Here is a 25,304-nt window from a genome sequence, read left to right on the forward strand (position 1 = left end):
TATTGGAGGAATTCTATGAAAACAATTGAAATTATCATTACCATGGAAAATGGAGATGTAATGGAAGCTGAACTGTATCCATCTATAGCTCCTGAAACAGTTAAAAATTTTGTGAAACTGATTGAAGAAAAATTTTATGACGGAATCATTTTCCATCGCGTGATTCCTGGATTCATGATTCAGGGAGGAGATCCAAAAGGAAATGGAACCGGTGGTTCAAAAGAAACAATCAAAGGTGAATTTGATGCCAACGGATTCAGAAATACGTTAAAACACACTCGTGGCGTACTATCCATGGCAAGAACATATGACCCAAATTCTGCCAGCTCACAATTCTTTATCATGCATAAAGACGCTCCTCATCTGGATGGACAATATGCAGCATTTGGGAAGATCACAAAAGGAATTGAAGTGGTTGATAAAATTGCCAGCGTAAAAACGGACTTCAGAGATAAACCAAAGACACCTCAAGTCATGAAAACCATTCGTCTAAAATAAAACAGACAGGTTATCCCAAAAATAACCTGTCCTTTTATTATTCAAAAGAATGAACCAGCTGCACTCCTTCCGATTCTAAATATTCAATGGAAACGGTATCTCCATTTTTCAGGAAAGCCAACTGTTCTTCATATTTTGTTGTGAAATCCATTCGATATTTTTTACCATCCTGATCTTCAAAATAGTAAATTGTATTGCCTTCCACAAATACTTTATTCAAATTTGAAACCGTAATTTCTTTCTTTTCATAAACAACTTCATCACTGGAAGTAACTCCCTGTAAAGCAATCATTTCTTTCTTTAATACATTCAGACCCTGATCCACACTGACTGTTGCGACTTTCTGATAGTCTGTGGCATCTACCATCGCATACATCTTTAATACACTTTGTGAAGAATTGCTCGTATCTGCTCTTAAAGACATCAGATAGGTTGGCTGTCCATTTACATTGACAAGAACTGGGAATGTTGCCTTATAGCCATAATTCTGTACTTCATCTTCCGCTGATTTCATTGCGCTTGTTTCGTTGGCTCCTGGTGCATCAATTCGTAAAGCTTCATGCGTTCTTAAATTCACCAGAATAAATCCTAAATTACTGGAATCCGAATTGGCACTGGTCACTCCAGTATAAAGCCAGATGTCTCCATCTTTTTCAATATAATTGTATCCACTGCTGGATTTGATTACACCTTTCTGTCCAATAATGGAATTTATAAATCCTTTCTGAAGAGAACCATAATCATCAATTTCTTCAATGACTAAAGCTTCCGGAAAAATTCGATCCGCCCATTTTGGCACAGATTTTAAATCGTATTTGGTACTTTCTCCTGTAATTGGATCCATGAAAATAGCACCTGTTACATATTTTTTATTTCCCACCAGCTTATAAGAATAAGTAGAACATACATACCATGGATGCCCTTTTTCATCTATTTCAAAAGAAGGCGATCCAAAAATTTCCATAGGGTACTGAAAACGTAAATGACGCATTAAATTTTTATTAAATAAACTGGAAGGTACATATTTCATATTATCCAGACCCATATCTTTTAAACGCACAAGTTTTGCCGTTCCATCAGTAGAATCCACTGTAATATAGGCGGGAATCCCTTCACTTTTATTAGCCCACCATTTAAAGAAATCCGCATATTCCAATGGTGTCACACGATATACACTGTCTTTATAAGAAATCTGTGTATATTCATCACTTACTTCAAACTGAGAAACCCAATCCGACATCTGACCCATAACACGATCCCCTAATGCTTCGGTTGTATCTCGATCAATAATGGCAGTTTTTGTGAAATCCACTTCTCCAATGGTATTGAATTCTGTTGTTTCTACATTGATACGATTCGCATATTCATTTGAATGAAACAAACGAATTCCCATGATCCCTAATAAAGATGGTGCAAGGATCAGTACCAATCCAAAAATCACAACCGGTTTTTTAGGTGCTTGAACCCCCTGGGAAGAAAACATCGTTAAAATAACCAGAAGAATTAAAATAGCTGGCGTAAAAAACGACCAGAAAGCCGGTGAATGCCAGTTTAGTGGCGGTAACATAAGATAATACGCAATCGCCAAAACAATTACATAAACAATCAATGCCTTAACTTTACTGATACGAATCACAGGCATAGTTGGTTTTTGAAATATCATAAAATCATCCTCTCTATGTTCAGTATATTCTTTTTATGTAAACAGAATACTTAAATTTTTATTAAATTTGTGTGAATTCTATATCTTTTTTAAAGGAGTGGATCCTAAAATTTCAACCGCCTTCGAATACGAATCAATCGCAAAATTAGATTCAATCGCCACCTGAAGACAAAACATGACCAGACGAGTATCAAAAGCCTGTATGTTCTCATTGTAGTAGATTGCCGGATATTCACTCAGTTCTTTTTTTATTTTCTGTAATAAAGTAACTTCCATTTTTTCCTTTATCACAAGTACATTTTCCTGTGAAACAGCTTTTAATCCCATCAGTAAAGCCACATATAACTTATCAGACATCCGTACAAACATCACCTTTTTTTCAGGCTTTAAATCTTTCATCTCATCTGCATTTAAACATTGTACAATCTGAAGACAATCCTTATCTTCTAAAAACAGATCAATGGACTCATTTTTGCCAAACAATAAAGCTGAATATTCCATAAATTCCTCACAATAAATCTTTAGGATGTGTGATTTTAATATTGGATTCGTCCCCTAAAACCATTTTTACTTTTACATTTGAATACCATTCAATCAGCTGGGCATCATCGGTTCCAATGCGATGATCTTTCAATGCCTTTTTATGGCAGCTTCTTAAAAGATCCGTTTTAAAACATTGTGGCGTCTGTGCATTATAAACCATAGAACGAACCAAAGTTTCTTTTACATATCCATCTACAACGATTTTCGATGTATCCACACTAGGGACCATCAGCAAACAGGCATCCTCTGTCTTTAAGGTTTCCTTTAAAGCCTGAAGATTTTCTTTTTTCAAATAAGGACGAGCTCCATCCTGGATCATAACATATGGACTTGTCACTTTTAAAAGACCATTGTACACACTTTGCTGACGTGTATCTCCTCCTGTAGTCACTTCTATTTTTTCATATTCTTTATAAAGATCTGAAACATATTCTTTTTCATACAAAGCACTGACAATAATTATCTGATGACAATCTTCATCTTCTAAAAATAAAGACAGACATCGATCCAGCACCGTCTGTTCTTCATTCAATTTATAGAAAACTTTATTATAATTTAATTGCGTGCGGCTTCCCATCCCCGCCGCCATAACACATACACTGTATTTCATAGTAAGAGTATTATATCAGATTTAAGAAATTTCGGGACAAAAAACATTTGTTTCTAAAAACCACCGGTCTTTTTCCCAATATAAATTTCGTATCTGTTCTCCAAACAGGCACTGATAACATTTTCCGCACCCTCCTGCCATTGAAAATTTATCACAGACCTGCAATACTTTATCCACTTTATACAGCTTTTCCTTCCATTTCACAAACATTGGAATCAAAGTCCCATCCTGTTCAATCATTGTAACTACATCAATATAATATTTAAACAGCATACTATCACCCGGTTTCATTATAAATTATGTGCAACTTTTACGCAACTTATAAATTGTAATTGCATACATGTCGCAATATGATACAATAAAAATATGAATATACAGCAGATTTTAAATGAATATAAAAGACAAACCAATGTGACAAACGATTATATTGCTCAAAAAATAGGTGTGACCAAATCTACGGTTTCGCGATGGTGTAATGGACAAATCAAAAAAATTTCTCCAGATACCTTACAAAAATTATCTTCTTTAATTGGAATTGATTTTGATCAGATGACAAGAATTACACAATTTTCGTTTGAAAAGCCTATTTTAGGAACTGTAAAAGCCGGATATGGTCTATTTGCCCAGGAAAATATAGAAGGTTATCTGTCTGTAAGTGAAAAAGAATATGAACAGGGAGATTATTTTTTAAGAGTAGAAGGAAATTCTATGATTCAGGCAAAAATTCACGATCAGGATCTTCTATATGTCAAATCAGTAAACGATGTAATAAGTAACACCATTGGCATTGTCTTAATTGAAAACGAAGAAGTAACAGTAAAGCGAATCATTAAAAAAGAAAAGTATTTAATATTAGAGGCCGCCAATCCGGATGTAGAACCAAAAATATTTACATGGGAAGAAGTAAAAACGCTTCCTGTACAGATTATCGGAAAAGTGATTTATGCTCGAAGAGATTTCTAATTTTTTTCTACAGCACAAATTTTAATGATTGTCTATATTGTGTTTCAAATTTTTTTTAGCTATACTATTAATACGTCAATAAATATAGTTGAAATGTCAACTATATTGTCAGAATAAAGAGGTGCAAGACATGAAAGTTATAAAAAGAAGTGGAGAAGAAGTCATTTTCGATGTCAAAAAGATTGAAAATGCCATTCGTAAAGCAAACAGAGCAACAACGCATTCACAAATGAGTGAAGCACAAATCAAAAATATTGCCAGAACTGTATTAATGAAATGTGAAGCTCTGAAAAGAAGTCCAAGCGTAGAAGAAATTCAAGATATGGTTGAAACTGAAATTATGCGCGAAAAATATTTTGCGGTTGCCCATAATTATATTACTTATCGATATGAAAGAGCTTTGGTTCGTAAAGCCAACTCTACAGACAAACAGATTTTAAGCTTGCTGGAAAGAAACAATGAAGAAGTAAAACAGGAAAACTCCAATAAAAACCCTTTGGTCAACAGCGTACAAAGAGATTATATGGCTGGAGAAGTATCTAAAGATATCACTCGTCGTTTTCTTTTGCCACAGGAAATCATTGAAGCTCACGAAAATGGATTGATTCATTTCCATGATTCCGATTATTTTGCACAGCATATGCACAATTGCTGTCTGGTAAATTTAGAAGATATGCTTCAGAATGGAACTGTAATTTCAGAAACGATGATTGAAAAACCTCATAGTTTTTCAACAGCCTGTAACGTAGCTACTCAGATCATTGCACAGGTTGCCAGTTCACAATACGGCGGACAGAGTGTTACTTTATCTCATCTGGCTCCTTTTGTACAGGTCAGTCGTGAAAAGGCAAGACGTGAAGTAAAAGAGGAATTTGAATCTTTGAACATGCCTTATGATGAAGAAAAAATCAATGCGATGGCCGAAATGAGAGTGCACCGTGAAATTGAAAAAGGGGTACAGATGATTCAATATCAGGTCATCACATTAATGACAACTAATGGACAGGCTCCATTTGTGACAGTCTTCATGTACCTGAATGAAGTGGAAGAAGGTCAGACACGAGACGATCTGGCTCTGATCATCGAAGAAATGTTAAAACAAAGAATTCGCGGTGTTAAAAACGAAGCCGGACAGTGGATCACTCCTGCTTTTCCTAAATTAATTTATGTACTGGAAGAAAATAATATCCATAAAGACAGCAAATACTGGTATTTAACAGAATTGGCCGCAAAATGTACTTCTAAACGTATGGTTCCAGATTATATTTCAGAAAAGAAAATGCTGGAATTAAAAGTAGATAAAAATAACGAAGGACATTGTTACCCATGTATGGGATGCCGTTCTTTCTTGACTCCATATGTTGATGAAAATGGTAAACCAAAATATTATGGACGTTTCAATCAGGGAGTTGTCACTATTAATTTAGTAGATGTAGCCTGTTCTTCAAAAGGAGTTATGGAAGATTTCTGGAAGATCATGGATGAACGACTGGAATTGTGTTATCAGGCATTAATGTGCCGTCATAAACGTCTTTTAGGTACACCAAGTGATGTAGCTCCTATTTTATGGCAAAATGGAGCTTTGGCTCGTCTTAAAAAAGGAGAACCAATCGATAAACTGCTGTTCAACGGATATTCTACCATTTCATTAGGATATGCAGGTTTATGTGAATGTGTTCGTTATATGACAGGCGTTCCTCATACAGAACCAGAAGGAACTGAATTTGGGTTGAAAGTTATGCAATATCTTAATGATGCCTGTGCAAAATGGAAAGCACAGGAACACATTGATTTCAGTTTATATGGAACACCAATGGAATCCACTACTTATAAATTTGCGAAATGTTTACAAGATCGTTTTGGTATCATTCCAAATGTTACAGACAAAAATTACATCACAAACAGCTATCATGTACATGTAACTGAAGAAATCAATGCATTTGACAAATTAACATTTGAAGCGCAATTCCAGAAATTATCACCTGGTGGAGCCATCAGTTATGTAGAAGTTCCAAATATGGAAAATAACATCGATGCCGTTCTTGCGATTATCCAACATATCTATGACAATATCATGTATGCAGAATTAAATACAAAGAGTGATTATTGCCAGGTATGTGGATATACAGGTGAAATTCAGATTGTAGAAGACGAAAATCATAAATTGGTATGGGAATGTCCTTGTTGTCATAACCGCGACCAGGAGCGTATGAATGTTGCTCGTCGTACTTGTGGTTATATCGGAACTCAGTTCTGGAACCAGGGACGTACACAAGAAATCAAAGAACGCGTTCTTCATTTATAAAAAAATATAAAACATCAAAACAAATGCTCGAAATAGCCATTCAACCCGAAAAGCTAAATCGAGCATTTTTGTTATTCCCGTCAGTCCCTGAAAACAGAAAGACGGAACAGAATTCTATTGTTTAAAGTCCTAATTTTTAAAAAAGATTGGTATTTATCTACAGGCATATGCATCTACCCTTAAATTATGGCAATTCTCGCTTTGTGTCGTGGTATTTATCATGAAGTTCTGTTATGATTTTCACAAAAGGAGTCTTGTGGAAGGACCAGCAAAAAAACAGATGAATTTCCTTATAAAGGTGCAAAAGAAATACTTCTGGTAAACGAAGTGGATAACAAAGAATTTTTACAGGTTTGTTTAAAGCGATGTATAAAGAATTACCCGCTCTAAAGAAAAAATAGAATTTATGGAGGTGACAAGATGAATTTTGATGCTTTTGTGAATGATATTATCAACAATCAATGGAAAGTACATGGAGTTCAAGTGTATTGTGACAAAGTATTGACACATTCTTACGGAGATACCTTTAAAACCAAATATCCAATTTACTCTGCCACAAAAAGCATTCTGTCTATAGCTGTTGGAATTGCCTGTGATCAGGGAAAACTTGATCTTCAAAGAAGTATTCTCGATTATCTGCCCGAACGATTTATTGTATCGATGGAACCTGATCAAAAAGATGTCTATCAAACAATAACACTGCACCATCTTTTGACAATGTCTGTAAAAGGTTTTCCCTTTCGTCCAGAAGGTGACAGCTATCTTCAATTCTCTTTGGCTTGTCCAATTAAAAAACAGGAACAAAATCAATTTTATTATGGCAATATTCCAGCCTACCTGGTTGGTGTTGCCTTAAGCGAAGCGGTACAGGAGGATGCATGGACATTTATTCAACGAAACATTCTTAAACCGCTGCACATCACAGGTGCACAATACACTCGTTGTCCGGATGGATATTTCTATGGCGCATCTGGAATGAAACTTTCTGTAAATGATTTAAGCCAGATTGGTTTATTGCTCTTGAATGGTGGTATGTTTGAAGGAAACAGAATCGTTTCTGAAAATTATATTAAAACAGCTACTTCTCTTATACAGGCTAACCAGGAAGGTGGATATGGATACTTTTTCTGGAAATACGCAGATGGTTTCTGCATCAGTGGCAAATGGAAACAAAAGTGTTACGTTCTTCCCAGGCAAAATCAAATCATTACCTTTCTCAGTGATATCACTGATAGCTCTAACGATCTGATTCTAAGTATGGAAAAGAACCTTCTTAATTTATAAATTACTCTTAGATCGACAAATCGGGATTCTAAAGAAAGTGAGTGATAAGATATGGAGAAAAGGAGATATAGTAATTTAGCAGACTATCTGAATTCTCTGCAGGGAACCGAGAAGGAATTTATGATGTATTTTGTAGATTACATGAGGTTGAATCATTCCTAATTAGAAGAAGTTTTCTCTTTTCAAATGCCGACGTATAAGTTAGGGAAAGGTAAAGTGAAGAATTACATTACGTTTTCAGCAAAGGCAAAACAGAAGATTGAATATTTAGCGTGTTTTGACAAATTCGGGTTGTGTGTATGTTAAAATTCGTTTTGCAAATAAAACCTGGCGTTTTATCAGGAGGTTTTAACATGAACAAGGAAGAAATACTCGAAAGAAGTAGAAAAGAAAACAAGAATCAGGATATCTATGAGAAAGAGGTCATCATTCAAGGCAATCGTTATGCATGCATTGCAGTAGGTGTGCTTGCAACGATATTTTTTGTGATTCAAATCTTCACTGGTGGAGATATGAATTACAGATTATATGCTGTTGTTTTTTCAATGCCAATGGCCGAATTCTGGATAAAATATATAAGAATGTATAAAAAGCATGAATTATTAGTCGCTATTTGCTATACAGTCATGGTACTTATATTTTCTGCTGTACACATTTATGGTCTGGTTTCTGCATCGCAGATTTTATAAGGTGATTTATGGAAAAAGAACTAATACTTAAAAATCGATTAAAAGAAATTAGAACTGAACACGGGTTATCCCAAGCAAAGCTTGCAGAAATTGTTGGTGTATCGAGAAATACGATTAGTTCGATTGAGACAGGTCAATTCAGCCCGACAGCCAAACTTGCGCTAGTCATATGCATAGCATTAGACAAAAAATTTGAAGATATTTTTTATTTTGATTAAAAATGTAAAATTCTAGTTTATCTATCTAATAAAATATTAGAACTCCTTTACATATCCATTACTACCTGGTGGTTATGGTAAAGGAGTTTTTTATTATGTTCAAATGCACTAGTTATGCAGTAGCCAACCAGAAAGGTGGCGTTGGCAAGACTACTACAACAGAGAATGTTGCGATTGGCTTAGCTCGAAATGGAAAGGAAGTATTGATTGCTGACTTTGACCCTCAGGGTGATCTGACTGCCTGCCTTGGACGGAAGGAGTGTGCACTGAAGAATACCGTTTCAATGATGCTCGATGATTACATCAATGATAAGGATATCAGATATACCTCTTTGATTCTGAAACATGAAGAGGATGTCGATGCAATTCCAGCAAACATTGAACTGCTAATTTTTAGAAATGCGTTTTGTATCGGTCACAAACCGGGAACAGGGTTTAAGCAGCTATCAGGAACCATTAAGGAATTGATATGACTATATTTTAATCGATGCCTTGATGTCATTAATAAGAATACTTCCAGCGCTATAAAAGCATCTACTATTATACCGAGTTTTCTGAAATGTGTGGTGTATATATGTTGATATGCATTTATAGGCAAGCTATTAAAGAAAAATCACATATATTCATAATATACGGTTTAAAGTATACTTCTAAGCAATTTATAGTATACTTTAAAATATACTTTATTGCGAAGTGAGACCATGGATAAATATGTCGATATTCTTGAAAACTTGCTAACATTCCATGAAGAATATGAATGGTTAGATTTTAAGGAGAATTGGTTCTAGCAAGGAACGTTTATCTAAGTATCCAGAATGGGAAATAAAGCTGAATAATATTTTAGTTAATGGCATTCCTACCATTGTAAATACCCCTGCTCCTGATTATACTCAAGATCTTTCTTTTAATAAATTGTTTGTATATTATGCTTCTAAAGGAATAAATTTAAGAAGTGATACATTTGAGAAAACTCTTAGGCTGAAAACTAAAAATAACGAATACAATATCATGGCATATGTCTTATCTGATCAAAATGAAATACCACTTAGAGTGTCTGTTTTTACAGGAACCGATAAAGCTTCACCTTTGTTCTCGGTTAAGGAATTTGGAAATACATGTATTTTATATTCAATGGAAAAAATTCTTGAATATGGAGATGCTATCAATATTATCCAAGCTGACGAAAGAAACAGGCAATCTGACAGAAAAGAAGTTCCATTATTTGATTTAGATGCTTTTAGGGAAGCAATAGTAAATGCTTTTGTCCATAATAAATGGCTTCTTCTTAACTCCCCATCTGTTACTATTTTTACTGATAGAATGGAAATATTATCTCACGGTGGACTGGCTATAGATCAGGATGAAACGGGCTTCTTTAATGGTTCAAGTCTTCCAGTCAATGAATCACTTGCATCAATTTTTCTACAGCTTAGAATAAGTGAAAGATCCGGTCGAGGTGTACCAAAAATTGTCTCAAAGTATGGCAAACAGGCAATAAAAATTGAGAAGAATAGGATAACAGTTACAATACCATTCAATAAAATTAATGTTAACAAATTTAATGTAGTACACAATAAAGTAGACTTTAAATTAAACAAAAGTCAAGATGCTATCCTCAAACTAATAAGGGATAATCCAAACATTACCGCAGATCAAATGGCTATCCAAATTGGAATATCTGTTCCTGCAATAAAAAAGAATCTTAAACAGTTAACTGATAATAACATCATAAAAAGAGTTGGTGCAAAAAAAGAATGGATATTGGGAAATAATTCAACAAGAAATTTCATAAAAAACGAGGATGATTTCCTCGTTTTCATTTTACTCAAACTCGATTGTATTATTTTCCAAATAGTCTAAAAAGCGCCCTTTTTTGGTCATATTTATAGGTACAATTCCATAAAAGCAGCCCTTTTTCTCATGCGTCTGCAAAAAATGTTTTCACAGAAGGCAAAAGTCGTGCAATTATGTCTTTATATAAATAAAATATACTTGCTTAAATGAAAATGAATATTGCTAATGTGCTGTATATCATTTTTCACAATATAAAATATAACTGTAACATCAACGCTTATTAAAACTGATTTTAACTGGTCAAAATTGTTGATCATAGGCACATTAGAAAATCATAAATAATGGTCCTTTCTCAAATATATACTTTTAAATCGTTATTAATCCAATTCTAATAACTGGTGTTTATGTGAAAACATAAATTGATAATCAATCAATTTTCGGCTGTTATAAGATTGTATCTTATATTAGCCGAAAGATAGTGATATTTATGTATTTAGAAGACATATTGAGTCCGTGATTAGTGAATGCCTACAACAATTTCCTGTATTATTGGTTACAGGTCCTAGACAAGTTGGTAAAACAACATTATTGCAGTACGTGTGCAAAAACTTTGGATATATAACATTTGATGATCCTCTAGTATTAAAAGAAGCCATAGAAGAAACCAATTTGTTCTTAATAAATAATAAACCTCCACTTTTGATTGATGAAGTTCAATATGCACCAGAAATATTTAGGTATTTGAAGATATATGTAGATAAGCATAAGATCAAAGGTTCTTTTGCACTGACAGGTTCTCAGGCTTTTGAACTTATGAAAAATGTCAGCGAAACACTGGCTGGCAGAATGGCAATTATCGAATTAAAAGGATTGTCATTAAGGGAAATGCATGGAATAGAATTTTATAGACCTTTTGTTCCAAATGAAGAATACATAGAAGAAAGAAAAAAATTTTTATCTGATTATACGAATCTTTGGGAAACAATCCATAGAGGATCCATGCCTGAACTTCAAGATAAGACTATCAATTGGGATAGATATTATTCATCTTATGTAAAAACATACATTGAAAAAGATGTACGACAGATTGTCAATATTTCAGATGAATTAAAATTTATCAAGTTTTTAACAGCATTAGCAGTTCGTTGTGGAGAATTATTAAATATTAATGCAATCGCCAATGAAGTTGAAACAAGCGCTGATACGATTAAAAGATGGCTATCTATTTTACAGACATCAGGAATCATTTTTCTACTAGAACCATATTCTAACAATATCCTTAAAAGAGTTGTCAAAACGCCAAAAATCTATTTCTATGATTCAGGTTTGGTTTGCTATCTGGCAAGATGGACTTCACCTGATACCGCTAGAACTGGTGCTCAAGCGGGAAGCATTTTTGAAAATTTCGTTGTATCCGAAATCTTAAAAAGTCATTTGAACGCCGGGAAAACAATTTCATCTATTTACTACTATCGAGATCGTGATCAAAGAGAAATAGATGTTGTAATAGAGGAAGATGGAAAACTATATCCAATTGAAGTAAAGATGACAGGTAACCCAACAAAAGCAATGGGAAAACATTTCTCAGTATTAGATAACATACCAGGCAAAGCAAGGCAGCCAGGTATTATACTTTGCCAGTATGATAAAAAACTATATCTTAAAGAGGACATGATTGCACTTCCAATAAACTATATTTGAATGAATATGCTATCTTTAATCAGGTTTGTATATTGATTATTTTAGAATTACTATATCTATGTATCGCTTACTGATATATCAAAAGTGTGACATTGTAAATAGTTTAAAATGGCAAAGAGTAATCATAATAGTCGAGAGTGTAATATAAACCGTGTAAGTTGAGAGCGTACGGATCAACTTCACGGTTTTTATTACACTCTCATCCAGACAAAGAATTTATATTGGACTAATTAAAATTTTTTTAAAAAAGGCTAGCCAACTAGTTTTTTGTCATGCTTAAATGTCAATTCTAAAATTCTTCATTTTTTCTTGACATCTTCATAGTTGGTCTTGTATCAGTCATCAACCGCAATCAGGTTATACTATACTGATTGAAAAGGCTTCGCCACCAAATTAACTGTTCGATAAAAACCGACGGATAATTTGACCACAACGACCAATTTAGTAGGCAATCTGCTCTGATTTAAAAATCTTGATTATTTAGCATAAACTCAAGGATATTAACATGTTTAATACCATTTCTTCTTTGTAATATATAGTCTGTTGTAGCAACATATTTTGGATAATTATCCTTAATCTGTTCTAAGGGCCTATATTCCCTATCTTCTGTTTCCTTGCTTAGAGCTATAGTATATGAAACTTGTACATAGCTATAGTTTAGTTCTGAATCACGTAAAATAAAATCACATTTCAACTTTCCTATTCTTCCAATAGAAACAGAATATCCCTTACTCTTTGAATAAATATAAACAATGTTTTCTAAACTAGGTCCATAATTTAATTGATTATCTGTATTCATACTAAAATAAAATGATAAATCACTTAAATAATACTTTCTATCTCCTCTAATAGAACGCTTGGATTTCATATCAAATCTATTACATTCATAAAGTATTTTTGCATCTACCAACGTATTTACATATTTGTCCACTGTAGCTTCAGAAATAACAAATCCGCTTTTTACTAGAATAGTATGCAGAGATCTAATATTTGTTGTTGCAGCAAAATTATTTATCATGTATCTTGTTACATCATTAAATAGTTCTCTGTTCTTTATTTTTACTCTACGTCGTATATCTTTTTCAAATATTTCATCAACAATATTTGCTACATAATTCCTTTTATCTGCTATTTCATCAAAAAAAATTGTTCTAGGAAATCCACCTTCTATTATATAGTTATTTAATTCAATTATAGTGTTTGGTTGAATAGGCTTACCATAAAACTTCTTCATCTCTACATATTCACTAAAATTTAATGGAAACATTTCAAAAGAAATATATCTTCCTGTTAATTTGGTAGAGATTTCACTACTAAGTAAATAGGAAGTAGAACCTGTGATAAATATAGAATACCCACCATCTGTACGATATCCATTAATAAGACTTTCAAATCCTTTTACATTTTGAATTTCATCTATGAATAAATAATTTAATTCTTTTGATTTTATCTCTTGATCGATTACTTTTTCTAATTGATCGGGTGTTTTAATTGATTTAAATCCTCTTTTATCTAAATCAATATAAATGATATTATCCCTCGATACACCGCGCTCTATTAATTCATCTACAATAGTTTTCATTAATGAAGATTTACCGCATCTTCTTACTCCAGTAATGACTTTTATTAAATCATCAGCATCATAAAATCCTCTAATTTTTCTTAGATATTGTTCACGTTTAAAAAGCTTCAACAGAATCACCTTCTTACTATAACAATTATAGCATGGGTCATCGTTAATACAATGTTATCGTTGGTATTTTTTCTTTTTTATTAAATTTACATACGATAACTCCCATATATTTTAACAGACACATTTCTGTTGCGCATTTGAAAATATACTTCATTCTGATAAATCAACCACAAATTTAATGTCTTTTCCAGTTTTTTATGATTATTAAACACTTTACTCGAACTCGATTGTATTATTTTCCTAATGATCGAAAATATGCCCTTTTTGGCCCTTATTTACATGTACAATTCCATAAAAACAGGCCGTTTTCCCATGCGTCCACAAAAAATGTTTTCAAAAATGTTTTCACGGAAATGGTTTTAAAGCGTTGCTACATATTCTGAAAAGGAACTGCCCTCTTTAGGGATATGTATGATGCTGCGTTCACTGATAACAGTATTTCATATGCTATTCATGAAGTCCGATCTAAAAAACAGTTAAAGCAACATCTTATAATAGCTTGCTGGAAATGTTATACTATGGATAAATTTATTCTATCATCTTATTTTTTATGACATTATGAGAGGAGTTGATTACATGAACAATGATATTGTAATCTTTAAAAATGGAGAATTGGAATTGGAAGTATCTGTTAGTGAAGATAAAGAAACTGTGTGGCTATCGCTAGATCAAATGGCTGAACTTTTCAAGCGTGACCGGAGTGTAATTGGAAAGCATGTGCGAAATATTTTCAAAGAGGGCGAGTTACAAAAAGAATCAGTGTGGGCAAAATTTGCCTACACTGCTGCAGATGGAAAAGTATATGATGTCGATTATTATAATCTGGATGTAATCATTTCCGTTGGTTATCGAGTAAAATCCAAGCAAGGTACACAGTTTCGGATTTGGGCTACATCAATCCTGAAAGACTATATGATCAAAGGCTATGCTGTTAATCAGAAAAGACTGGAAGCTTTGGATCGAACAGTTAAGATACAATCAAGGATTATCGCATCAACTCTGGAGTTGGATGAAAAAGAGGTGTTGAATGTTGTTGAAACATATGCTGATGCGCTTACAATGCTGGATGACTATGATCATGGCTGTCTTGAAAAGCCAAATGGAAAAGATACAATATATCGCCTATCCTATGAGGAATGTCGAAACCTGATTGACAGCATGCGATTTGAATCGGATGTATTTGGTGTTGAAAAAGAGGCTGGTAAACTCAATGGTATACTGGCGGCTGTATACCAGAATGTATTTGGTACAGAAGTATATCCAAGCATCGAAGAAAAGGCAGCCAACCTGCTTTATTTCCTGATCAAGGACCATCCATTTGCGGATGGATGCAAAAGAATCGGTGCTTCTATTTTTCTTGAATTTCTGAACAAAAACAACCATCTGATTATTGATCATCGGCAGATCATTTCCAACAGTGCCCTGGTTGCAATTACTTTGATGATTGCCGAATCAAGACCTGAAGAAAAGGAAACCATGGTAAAACTGGTAATGAACTTTTTAAAATAATAGTGTATAACGTAACGTGAGATGTACAAAAAGAGCCAACTATCATGAGTGGCATTCAAACATACCGCAACCCAAGATTGGTTCATATCTTTGATAAACTCGGTTTAATCGAAAATTTTTGGACAGGCATTCCTAGGACATTCTATAGTTATAAAGATTATGAAATGCAACCAGAATTTAATGTTAGCGACAACTTTTTCGTCGTAACTTTACCAAATGTTAATTATCAAAATGACTCTATAATTGACTCTATAAACGATTTAGGTCTGGATATATTAAAATATATTAAAGAAAAACCAGGTATTAATGCACCCACATTAACAACACTACTAACAGGAAAATACCCTTCAATCACCCTATATCAGGTAAAAAATGAAATTAGAAGAAATTTGAATAATCATATTGAACACAAAGGATCTAAAAAGACTGGTGGATATCATTTAAAATAACTACTTAAAAACGTCGAGAAATTATCTCGACGTTTCTTGCATTTTGTCACTCGAACTCGATTGTATTATTTTCTAAATGGTCCAAAATTTGCCCTTTTTGGCCATATTCATAGGTACAATTCCATCAAAACAGGCCTTTTTCCCATGCGTTTTAGAAAAATGTTTTCAAAAATGTTTTCACGGAAATGGTTTTTAAGCGTTGTTACATATCCTGAAGAGCAAATAGCATCTTTAAGGATATGTATGATGTTGCATTCATTGATAACAGTATTTCATAAGTCGTTTATGATGTCTAGCCTGAAAACAGTGAACGCAATATCTTATAATGGTTTGCCAGAAATGTTATAATACTGTTGATATTTCAAAATTATTAATAATTTATAACTTAGTATTTAGGAGGTCAAGAAATGAATGAATTAGATCATAACAAATTGATAACCCAAATAGAAAGTCTATTAGATAAAGCAAGAAACCAGGTTGCTGTACAGGTTAATAATACACTTCTTGTAACATATATGGAAATTGGAAGGTTGATTGTTGAAGATATGATGGAACATCAGGATGACGAAAACTATCAAAAAGCTACTATCACCACTATTTCCAAAGATCTTACAAACAAGTTTGGAAAAGGATTTTCTCGTGCAAATATTTGGAATATGATGGCTTTTTATAAAGAGTATGGATCCGTTCAGACACTGTCTGAACGACTAAGCTGGTCACATTATTGTGAACTGTTATCCATTTCCGATAAGGATAAAAGACATTTTTATGAAGTAGAATGCATCAACTCTAAATGGAGCGTACGGGAACTGAGAAGACAGATATCTTCGTCTTTGTTTGAAAGACTGCTTCTATCAAACGGCGAAGCAAACAAACAGAAAGTACTTGATTTAGCTTTAAAGGGAAATGAAATCGCAAAACCTGAAGATATTGTAAAAGATCCATATGTGTTTGAATTCCTTGGTATACCAGAAGACAAGCCAATGATGGAATCAGATCTTGAAGAAGCACTGGTAAGGCAAATTGAGAAGTTCCTGCTGGAACTTGGCAAAGGATTCATGTTTGTTGGAACACAACAAAGAGTAACATTCGGCAACGTTCACTATTATGTTGATATGGTATTTTACAATAAGATTCTAAGATCATACGTTCTTATTGAATTAAAGACAATCAAGCTAATGCCGGAAGCTGTTGGCCAGCTTAATATGTATCTCAATTATTATGCAGCTGAAGTAAATGATGAAAATGACAATCCGCCAATAGGACTGATTCTTTGTACAGATAAAGGAAATGTTGATATGCAGTATGCTTTAGGTGGATTAAGTAACAATATATTTGCTTCTAAATACGTTACTTATATGCCTGACAAAGAACAACTTCTAGCCCAAGTAGAAGCAGTCATTCTCAAAAATGAAGAAAAGAATAAAAAGTAGATTAGACTGCATTAAATATGTTGGTAGAGGATATATCGGCCACTGGGAAATAGAGGAATAACTGATCATAAACGTTAGCAGAAGTTGCTAGCGTTTTTTGTTTGCATTGCTATAGCTTGAATACCATTTGTTTTCACAGGTACAATCCCCAAGAAAGCGAGCGAACTCGATTGTATTATTTTCCAAATGGTCTAAAAAGAACTTTTTTTGGTCATATTTATAGGTACAATTCCATAAAAGCAGGACTTTTTCCCATGCGTCTACAAAAAATGTTTTCAAAAATGTTTTCACGAAGATGGTTTTGATGCGGTTATTGCATGTTATGAAGATCAAGCTGCTTCTCAGTTAGATCTTCATTATATTCTATTGCTTGATTATAGTATTGCAGTTGAATCAGACGGAATCCATCATGGGATTTAGCGTATTTATACCGTCTATTCAGAGTTATATATAAATGTTATAATCTAGGTGATTTTAGATAAAGAGATTTATACAAATCGGAATTTGTGGGGATAGGATTTATAATGGTGAGGTACAATATCGTGAAAAATATAAGAAAGCGAAAAATAATTATACTTGTGGTGCTTCTGATTTTAATTATGGTCAGTTGGGTAATTTGGGGAAATCTGTCGATAGAAACAAACCATTTAACAGTAACATCTAAAGACCTGCCTGAAGCGTTTGACAATTTTTCTATTGCCCATATTTCGGATTTGCATAATGCGGAATACGGGAAGAATAATGAAAAGTTAATTGATATATTAAAGGCAGAAAGCCCAAATATAATCGTTATTACTGGGGATTTGATAGATTCCAACCATACAAATATTGAAGTTGCAATATCTTTTGCTCAACAAGCCGTAAAAATCGCTCCTTGCTATTTTGTTACAGGCAATCATGAAGCATGGGTCGGCTCACAATATGAAGAATTAAGGACATCATTAGAAAATGCAGGAGTTACCGTTCTTCAAGATGAAGCCATCGAATTGAACTATGGTGATGAGTGTATTCAGCTAATAGGCTTAAATGACCCTGATTTTTCGGAACGGGACAGTTTTTTATCGGAAAGTATTTTGGAAACAAAACTTTCGCAGGTAAATATTAGCAATGGATTTACTATACTTTTGTCGCATAGACCAGAGTATTTCAATGTCTATCAAAATAAAAATATTGATTTAGTATTGTCGGGGCACGCCCACGGCGGACAATTTCGACTGCCATTTTTGGGAGGAGTTATTGCTCCGAACCAAGGATTTTTCCCGAAATATGACGCAGGCATCTATACAGAGAATGGAACAACTATGATTGTGAGCAGAGGTATTGGAAACAGTATTATTCCGGTGCGAATCAACAATCGACCGGAAATAGTTATCATAGAGTTGAACTGCGGATGAATAAGTCTATATCCTGATTTTACATGTTAGTATCAGGAGCACAAAAGGAATTTGTGAGAATATATAAATTCCAATTTGTCTATCCAATAAAAACACCAAAAAACCAAAACTCCTTTTACATATCCACTGCTAGCTGGTGGTTATGGGAAAGGAGTTTTTTATTATGTCCAAATGCAAAGTAATTGCAGTAGCCAACCAGAAAGGTGGAGTTGGCAAGACTACTACAACAGAAAATGTTGCGATTGGCTTAGCCCGAAATGGAAAGGAAGTATTGATTATTGACTTTGACCCTCAGGGCGATTTGACTGCTTGCCTTGGATGGAAGAACAACGATGCGCTGGAAAACACCGTTTCAACGATGCTGGATGATTACATCAATGACAAGGATATCAGGTATGCTTCCTTGATTCTGAAACACGAAGAGGATGTCGATGTGATACCGGCAAACATTGAACTGGCGGACTTCGAGATGCGTCTTGTATCCGTGATTAACCGTGAACAGGTACTAAGCAGCTGTCTTGAACCATTAAGGAATCGATATGACTATATTCTGATTGACTGTCCCCCTTCTCTTGGCATGCTTACAGTAAACGCACTTTCGGCTGCTGACCAAGTATTGATACCGGTACAGGCTCAGTACTTGCCTGCTAAGGGAATGACTAAGTTACTTCAAACAATTAACAAAGTACAGCGCAAGATCAACAGCAATCTCACCATTGCTGGAGTTGCTATTACCTTGGCAGATATGAAGACAAATCTGGCTAAAAGTACAATAGAGACGATCAGGGATAGTTTCGGTAGAAACATCAGGGTATTTGACTCGGTTATTCCAGTTGCTACAAAAGCCGGTGAAGCTTCCATTTCAGGGAAGAGCATCTATTCCTACGCCAAGGATTCCAAGGTTGCCAGTGCATATTCATTGCTTACTGATGAATTGATCTCATCTGGCAAGCCAAAACAGCGAAATGATTTTGAAAGATAGAAAGAAGGTAGAAAATGAACAAATCGAATTATGTGTCATTAAGCGGAACCCTTGTTAAGGATGCAATCATCAGGAAAAACGACAAAGGTTCCGATTATGTACTGTTTACACTGTCTGTTCCCCAGACTGGAACAAAATGGTACGACTATATCAACTGCATCGCATTTAATGAAAATGCTGCCATTATTGCAAAGAGCCCACTAAAAGGCACTCCCTATCATATTGAAGGAAGGATCCATACCAGTTCCTTTGACAGGAATGGCAAGAAGCATTATTCAACGGATGTTGTTGCTGAAAAGATCGAGATGGTAAATCAAAATGATTAAGATAAGACTTAAGAAATGCCCTGTTTGCCACTCCGATGTCAAGGTGATCATCGACTGGGATGGTGGCAGGATCAATGGCAAGTTCAGACAGTTCGGATACTGTTCAATCTGTGGCTACCATTCAGATCCCAAGGACTCTTATGAAGAAGCTGCCAACACATGGAATGCTCAGGTATCCAGTGGTCATCAGCTTCCATTGTTCTAGGAGGTGATCTGATTGTCAAAACTAGATTTAGGCTTGCCAAATTATGATTCCCTTTTCTCTACTGAAGAGGAACGCCAGGAATCAAGACTTGAAAAGATTGTTTCAATCCCAATAGACAAGATATCGGATTTCAAGAACCACCCTTTCCATGTAACCATGGATGAGGATATGCTGAAACTCATTGATTCCATCAAGGAAAACGGGATTCTGATACCAGCACTAGTTCGTCCCAAGGATGATGGAACCTATGAGATGATATCCGGTCACAGGCGTAAATATGCCATGTCACACATCGGACTCACGGAAATGAATGTTATTGTCAGAGAACTTGATGATGACCAGGCAACGATACTGATGGTTGACTCCAACATTCAGCGTGAAAACATCTATCCATCCGAAAGAGGATATGCCTATAAATTGCGACTTGAAGCCATGAAACATCAGGGCAAGAAAATTGACTTGATTCCCGATGAAGAATTAGGCGTTGAATACAACAAGCAAACTTGTGGCCAACTTGACCACAAGTTAAAGTCGATTGATGTTTTAGCAAACGACATGGGCGAAAGCAGAAAACAAATACAGCGTTTCATTCGTCTCACTTACCTGATAGAACCATTGCAGGAGATGGTGGATGGAAGACACGATAGCGAAATTAAGATTGCTTTCAATCCAGCTGTTGAGCTTTCATTCCTGACTGTAGATGAACAATATGATCTTGCGGATGCCATTGTTGCCAATGACCGTACACCATCGCTTGCCCAATGCCAGGAATTCAAGCGATTAAGCCATGATGGCGAACTGACAACCGAATTCATCCAGGAAACACTGGAAGCAGAAAAACCGAATCAGAAGGAAAAGCTGTCCTTCAAGATGTCGGAAATCGATAAATACTTTCCAAAGGACTTCACACCAAACAGGAAAAAGGATCTTATCATCCACCTGCTTGAAAACTGGGCCAGAAAGAAATCACGGGAACAGGAACGATAATCGCATGTCGGATATCGAAATTTGCACCTGTGATTTTAACAGACTGAATGAAGGGGCAGTCTGCTTTGTGACCTGGCAGTTGTGACTCCATGTTTCCCCTAAAACCCCTTCAACCTACCGAAAAGCTATTACCTACCGAAGAAAATGAACTGGTAATAGTAACTATCCAGATTATTAGTAGATTCTTATAGGAGGAATAGTAAATGAGAAAGAAGTTATTATTATCATGCTTATCAGTAATTGCTCTGGTAGCACTTGGTATTGGTGCTAATGCAGATATGTTTAAACCATATGAACGATATGAGATGCCAGTAGAAACAGCAGAAATCATCGTAGAGGAAATGCAAGAGGATGAAGGAATCATTGAGGAAGCTATTGAAACCAATGGCACCAAAAAGGAAGAAACAATAGTTGTTACAGTTGCGGACAAGAAGAGCACTTTTTCTTCGGAAGGTAAAAAGGAAGAAAAACAGGTTGTTAATACATCGCCTGTCAATGAAGGCAAGACACAATCCAATAACAAACCACCAAAGAAAGCATCAAACGACCAGTCTTCTGCTGCAGAACCAGTAACACCTAAACCTGAACCAACACCCGTGCCTGATCCAAAGCCTGTTGAAAAGCCATCGATGCCGGAATATGCATGTCCTGCTGGAATGGATCCAAACAAGCCATGTGATGTAATCATGGACACAAACTTCTACTATTCAACATATTCCAGCCAGTCTGAAGCAGATAATGCTGGGCAATATTTCCTGGATGATGTTGTGAACATTGGCGATAAGGAAATCACCAACTATTCAGTACAGCCTGTTTATCGGAATGATGGTTCTGTTGCCTATTATGGTTTGAACCTATGGAGCTATGGATCTTTGATCCAGTAAAGGCGGTGATTCATTACTGAACTATATAGATATTCTGACGAGTCAATCTCGTCTTTTTTTATTGAAAGAGTTAGAAAGAAAGGACAAAGAAAATGAAGAATTTATTTAAGAAAACGGGCAAGCTGTTCCTCACATTGCTTGTGCTTTTGAACAGTGCATTTCAAATTACTCCCGTCTTTGCTGAAGAAAACGATCCAATCGATTATTCTGAAGCCGTTGAGACCATAACGGAACTTGGTCCAGCTGAAGAGGTTTTTCCTGAAATCTATGCAGAGGAAACGGAAAATCCCAAGCTTCGATTAACTCCAGGATTTGGCAGTGACCGCATTGTCAGAATCAATGGCGTTGGCGTTTATGGATATGACTACATCCGAATCCTTACGGTTGGAGGAAATGTTGTATTCTGCATTGAACCATGGGCATTGTTTGCTACCGACCATGATTATCCAGTTAACACTACCAAATGGAATGATCTATCTGAATACCAAAGACAAGCCATCTGGGAACTCAACTACTATGGCTATTCCTATCCAGGACATCAGACAGAAAGATACTATGCTGCTACTCAGTTATTGATCTGGGAGGTTGTCGATAGATGGTATGATCCTTACTATCCAGATGGTGTTACGCCAATTGATTTATCTCCTGAAATCAATGAAATCAATTATCTTAGAAGTCAGCCACAAGGTAGACCTTCCTTCAACAACCAGACAGTCAAGATGGGAATCAATACTCCTGTTACCTTGACCGATACCAAAGGAACCCTGGGCAATTACAACGTCAATAGCGGCAACGGCATCAATGCATCTGTTAGCGGCAACAATCTGACAGTATCCATTACCTCAGAAAACTATGATCGTACTCTTACCTTCTCAAGAAAGAATTCAGCAAGGGATGTTCATGTCATCTATGGAGCAGGAGGCGATCAGAAGGTCATCTTCATGGCTTCAAGAAGTGATCCAACGCCAAGCTTTAAGCTGAATTTTGAACTTCTTTATTCTGATATTGAAGTGGAAAAGCAGGATATTGAAACAGGCGATAAAACACAAGGAGATGCGACCTTCAACGGTGCTGTATTTGAAGTAAAGGATGCTTCCGGCAATGTCTTGGAAACAATTACTACAAATGGTAATAAAGTCAAGTCAAGGAAGTATCCTGTTGGTACGACGCTCAATGTCTGTGAAGTAACGCCACCTGAAGGATATCTACTTAATAGCAACTGCAGCAGCATTGAACTGAAGTTTTCTGGTGATAGTACCCCTTCTACTTTCTATACAACCTGCAAGGACCAGGTCATCAAAGGAAGAATCGAAATTACCAAGACAATCGAACAGGAACGAAAGGATCCATATGAATCGGTCATATCAAACCCTGGTGTTGGCTTTGTGTTTGATATCATCCTCAAGTCAAGTGGCGAAACCGTTGCTACACTGGTTACAGATGAAGATGGTCGTGCCATTACTAATTGGCTTCCATATGGAACCTATGTCGTCAAGGAACATGCTGTTACCGGTTATGATACCTTGAAGCCATTTGAAGTGAAGATCGAACAGGATCAGAAGACCTACTTCTACAACATCTACAACGATACCTTAAAAGCTGAACTCAATATCTACAAAACCGATGCTGAAACCGGAAAAAGAATTCCAGCAGCTGGCGTTGAATTCAAGATCAAGGATGAAAACGGCAACTTCATCAAGCAGAAGGTAACCTATCCAAACAAATATGAAACCGATGTATTCGTAACAAACGAAGAAGGATCGGTTCATCTTCCAGAAACACTGAAGTTTGGCAAATACTGGATTGTTGAAATCAAAGCACCTTATGGCTATGTATTAAGCAACAAGGAAATTCCAGTCAATGTTGATGGTACAGCAACTGAGATCTTCATGAATTTTGACAATACTACGCAGAAAGGCCAGGTTTATGTTGAGAAGTATGGAGAAATGCTATCTGATGTAGAAACAAGTGAAACGGAATATGGAACGCTTTATACTCCAGTCTACGAAGAGAAGTTTCTTGAAGGGGTAACCTATCAGATTACAGCAAGAGAAGATATCATCACACCTGAAGGAACGCTCTGGTATAGCGCTGGAGATGTTGTAGATATCTTTACAACAGTTGATGGTGTAACCACTTCTTCTCTTCTCCAGCTTGGCAAGTATTCCATTACTGAAATTAATACACCTGAAGGCTTTGTACTGGATCCAACTGTCTACGACTTCGATATTGAGTATGGTGGACAGCTGATCGATGTAGTTGAAATCAAGCAATCCTACAAGAATGATCGACAGAAACTGGATCTTGAAATCACCAAGACATTTGAGGACGAAGATCCTGATGCCTACAAGGATGTTGTATTTGGTGTCTATGCAAAAGATGAAATCATTGTAAGGGAACCAGTTGAAGAAGTGATACCTGTTATGTTATCTGACGATGAAGATGATGATAGCGGCAGAGCATGGATTCCAGCTGATGGACTTGTTGGAATTCTGACTTTGGATGAAAATGGTCACAATGTTGAACAGCTTGATCTCCCTGTTGGCGATTACTATATCAGAGAACTTGAAACCAATGTTGGTTTTGTTCTTGATGAAGAAAACCATGAATTCACATTTGAATATGGTGAAACAAGCCTGGAATCAATTCAAGTTGGAATGGTACTTCACAACGAAAAACGCCGTCTTGATCTGGAAGTAAACAAAGTAGACAGTGAACACAAGGACCATTTCCTGAATGGCGCCATCTTTGAAGTCTATGACAAGACAACTGGCAAATATGTTGCTTCCCTATGTTCTGGAAATCTGATGATCAAAGGATCTGAAAAGGATGAAGAATATGAAATCGCCAAGGATGAAGCCTTTGAAGAAATCATCAAAACAGCCAAAACGGATGAAAACAAGGAAATCATCATTGATCTTGATGATGGTATCTACTATTCAAGAAAAGCGGATTCAGAAGAAGTTACAAAGCATATCGTAAAAGATGGAAAAGCAGTATTGGCTGATGCCATCTATGGCCATGAATATGAATTCAAGGAAATCAAGGCTCCTGTTTCCTACAAATTGGCTGACAAATCCAAAGCCTATAAAGTGGAAGCGGATCGAGATAGTGACATTGTAATCGTCTATTTTGAAAATGACCGTATCATTGTTCCAAATACCGGAGTCTAGA

23 protein-coding genes and 1 pseudogene are annotated in these 25,304 nt (G+C 35.5%); 19 read left to right on the top strand and 5 right to left on the bottom strand.

Features of this window, described 5'->3' with window-relative positions:
- The first annotated feature begins 15 nt into the window (after positions 1-15).
- The gene (locus tag FYJ50_RS02680) at positions 16-498 is read left to right on the top strand and encodes a peptidylprolyl isomerase (RefSeq protein WP_154459505.1); all 483 of its coding nucleotides are present in this window, start codon (positions 16-18) and stop codon (positions 496-498) included.
- A gap of 37 nt (positions 499-535) precedes the next feature.
- Here FYJ50_RS02680 and FYJ50_RS02685 read toward each other — a convergent pair whose 3' ends face one another.
- The 4 genes from FYJ50_RS02685 to FYJ50_RS02700 form a co-directional block, all read right to left on the bottom strand.
- On the bottom strand, positions 536-2,161 hold the full coding sequence (locus FYJ50_RS02685; protein WP_235900907.1) for a hypothetical protein: 1,626 nt from the start codon (positions 2,159-2,161) through the stop codon (positions 536-538).
- Between the two features lie 78 nt (positions 2,162-2,239).
- The gene (locus FYJ50_RS02690; protein WP_154459506.1) at positions 2,240-2,662 is read right to left on the bottom strand and encodes a hypothetical protein; all 423 of its coding nucleotides are present in this window, start codon (positions 2,660-2,662) and stop codon (positions 2,240-2,242) included.
- A gap of 7 nt (positions 2,663-2,669) precedes the next feature.
- Complete coding sequence (gene ispD / locus FYJ50_RS02695) at positions 2,670-3,314, bottom strand: 2-C-methyl-D-erythritol 4-phosphate cytidylyltransferase (protein WP_154459507.1); 645 nt, start codon at positions 3,312-3,314, stop codon at positions 2,670-2,672.
- A 21-nt stretch (positions 3,315-3,335) separates the two neighbouring features.
- Positions 3,336-3,605 (bottom strand): hypothetical protein, encoded by a 270-nt coding sequence (locus tag FYJ50_RS02700; protein WP_154459508.1) that lies wholly within the window; start codon positions 3,603-3,605, stop codon positions 3,336-3,338.
- A 75-nt stretch (positions 3,606-3,680) separates the two neighbouring features.
- On the opposite strand from FYJ50_RS02700, the gene FYJ50_RS02705 reads away from it, so the two are divergent.
- The 9 genes and pseudogenes from FYJ50_RS02705 (at position 3,681) to FYJ50_RS02745 (ending at position 12,268) form a co-directional block, all read left to right on the top strand.
- Complete coding sequence (locus FYJ50_RS02705) at positions 3,681-4,277, top strand: LexA family protein (protein WP_154459509.1); 597 nt, start codon at positions 3,681-3,683, stop codon at positions 4,275-4,277.
- Positions 4,278-4,407: 130 nt separating this feature from the next.
- Positions 4,408-6,582 (top strand): anaerobic ribonucleoside-triphosphate reductase, encoded by a 2,175-nt coding sequence (gene nrdD, locus FYJ50_RS02710; protein ID WP_154459510.1) that lies wholly within the window; start codon positions 4,408-4,410, stop codon positions 6,580-6,582.
- A 282-nt stretch (positions 6,583-6,864) separates the two neighbouring features.
- Positions 6,865-6,983 (top strand): annotated as a pseudogene (locus FYJ50_RS02715) (TfoX/Sxy family protein); the annotation flags it as partial.
- 19 nt (positions 6,984-7,002) lie between these two features.
- Complete coding sequence (locus FYJ50_RS02720; RefSeq protein WP_154459511.1) at positions 7,003-7,866, top strand: serine hydrolase domain-containing protein; 864 nt, start codon at positions 7,003-7,005, stop codon at positions 7,864-7,866.
- Between the two features lie 353 nt (positions 7,867-8,219).
- The gene (locus tag FYJ50_RS02725) at positions 8,220-8,555 is read left to right on the top strand and encodes a DUF6442 family protein (protein WP_154459512.1); all 336 of its coding nucleotides are present in this window, start codon (positions 8,220-8,222) and stop codon (positions 8,553-8,555) included.
- Positions 8,556-8,563: 8 nt separating this feature from the next.
- Complete coding sequence (locus tag FYJ50_RS02730) at positions 8,564-8,773, top strand: helix-turn-helix transcriptional regulator (protein WP_154459513.1); 210 nt, start codon at positions 8,564-8,566, stop codon at positions 8,771-8,773.
- Between the two features lie 95 nt (positions 8,774-8,868).
- Positions 8,869-9,246 carry a ParA family protein gene (locus FYJ50_RS02735; protein WP_205946392.1) on the top strand — a complete coding sequence of 126 codons (378 nt, stop codon included), beginning with the start codon at positions 8,869-8,871 and terminating at the stop codon, positions 9,244-9,246.
- A gap of 439 nt (positions 9,247-9,685) precedes the next feature.
- Positions 9,686-10,633, top strand: coding sequence for an ATP-binding protein (locus FYJ50_RS02740; protein WP_205946393.1), 948 nt, complete (start codon positions 9,686-9,688; stop codon positions 10,631-10,633).
- 447 nt (positions 10,634-11,080) lie between these two features.
- Positions 11,081-12,268 carry an ATP-binding protein gene (locus FYJ50_RS02745; protein ID WP_338082985.1) on the top strand — a complete coding sequence of 396 codons (1,188 nt, stop codon included), beginning with the start codon at positions 11,081-11,083 and terminating at the stop codon, positions 12,266-12,268.
- A 463-nt stretch (positions 12,269-12,731) separates the two neighbouring features.
- On the opposite strand, the gene FYJ50_RS02750 is transcribed toward FYJ50_RS02745, so the two are convergent.
- On the bottom strand, positions 12,732-13,961 hold the full coding sequence (locus tag FYJ50_RS02750) for an ATP-binding protein (protein ID WP_154459515.1): 1,230 nt from the start codon (positions 13,959-13,961) through the stop codon (positions 12,732-12,734).
- Between the two features lie 576 nt (positions 13,962-14,537).
- Between FYJ50_RS02750 and FYJ50_RS02755 the strand changes: the two genes are divergently transcribed.
- From FYJ50_RS02755 to FYJ50_RS02800, 9 genes are all read left to right on the top strand, one after another.
- Complete coding sequence (locus FYJ50_RS02755) at positions 14,538-15,470, top strand: virulence RhuM family protein/type II toxin-antitoxin system death-on-curing family toxin (protein ID WP_154459516.1); 933 nt, start codon at positions 14,538-14,540, stop codon at positions 15,468-15,470.
- A 44-nt stretch (positions 15,471-15,514) separates the two neighbouring features.
- The gene (locus tag FYJ50_RS02760) at positions 15,515-15,919 is read left to right on the top strand and encodes an ATP-binding protein (protein ID WP_154459517.1); all 405 of its coding nucleotides are present in this window, start codon (positions 15,515-15,517) and stop codon (positions 15,917-15,919) included.
- Positions 15,920-16,326: 407 nt separating this feature from the next.
- Entirely contained in the window at positions 16,327-17,352 is a 1,026-nt protein-coding gene (locus FYJ50_RS02765) for a PDDEXK nuclease domain-containing protein (RefSeq protein ID WP_154459518.1), read from the top strand.
- Between the two features lie 542 nt (positions 17,353-17,894).
- Positions 17,895-18,746, top strand: a complete 852-nt coding sequence (locus tag FYJ50_RS02770) for a metallophosphoesterase (protein ID WP_338082986.1) — start codon at positions 17,895-17,897, stop codon at positions 18,744-18,746.
- Between the two features lie 163 nt (positions 18,747-18,909).
- Positions 18,910-19,728, top strand: a complete 819-nt coding sequence (locus tag FYJ50_RS02775; RefSeq protein ID WP_154459519.1) for a ParA family protein — start codon at positions 18,910-18,912, stop codon at positions 19,726-19,728.
- A gap of 14 nt (positions 19,729-19,742) precedes the next feature.
- Positions 19,743-20,054: a single-stranded DNA-binding protein gene (locus FYJ50_RS02780; protein ID WP_154459520.1), complete on the top strand. Its 312-nt coding sequence runs from the start codon at positions 19,743-19,745 to the stop codon at positions 20,052-20,054.
- Between the two features lie 217 nt (positions 20,055-20,271).
- Positions 20,272-21,246, top strand: coding sequence for a ParB/RepB/Spo0J family partition protein (locus FYJ50_RS02790; RefSeq protein ID WP_154459521.1), 975 nt, complete (start codon positions 20,272-20,274; stop codon positions 21,244-21,246).
- 203 nt (positions 21,247-21,449) lie between these two features.
- On the top strand, positions 21,450-22,130 hold the full coding sequence (locus tag FYJ50_RS02795) for a hypothetical protein (RefSeq protein WP_154459522.1): 681 nt from the start codon (positions 21,450-21,452) through the stop codon (positions 22,128-22,130).
- A gap of 92 nt (positions 22,131-22,222) precedes the next feature.
- Complete coding sequence (locus FYJ50_RS02800; protein WP_154459523.1) at positions 22,223-25,303, top strand: SpaA isopeptide-forming pilin-related protein; 3,081 nt, start codon at positions 22,223-22,225, stop codon at positions 25,301-25,303.
- Position 25,304: the final 1 nt, after the last annotated feature.

This window comes from Floccifex porci, assembly GCF_009696175.1.
Taxonomy (GTDB): Bacteria; Bacillota_I; Bacilli_A; order Erysipelotrichales; family Erysipelotrichaceae; genus Floccifex; species Floccifex porci.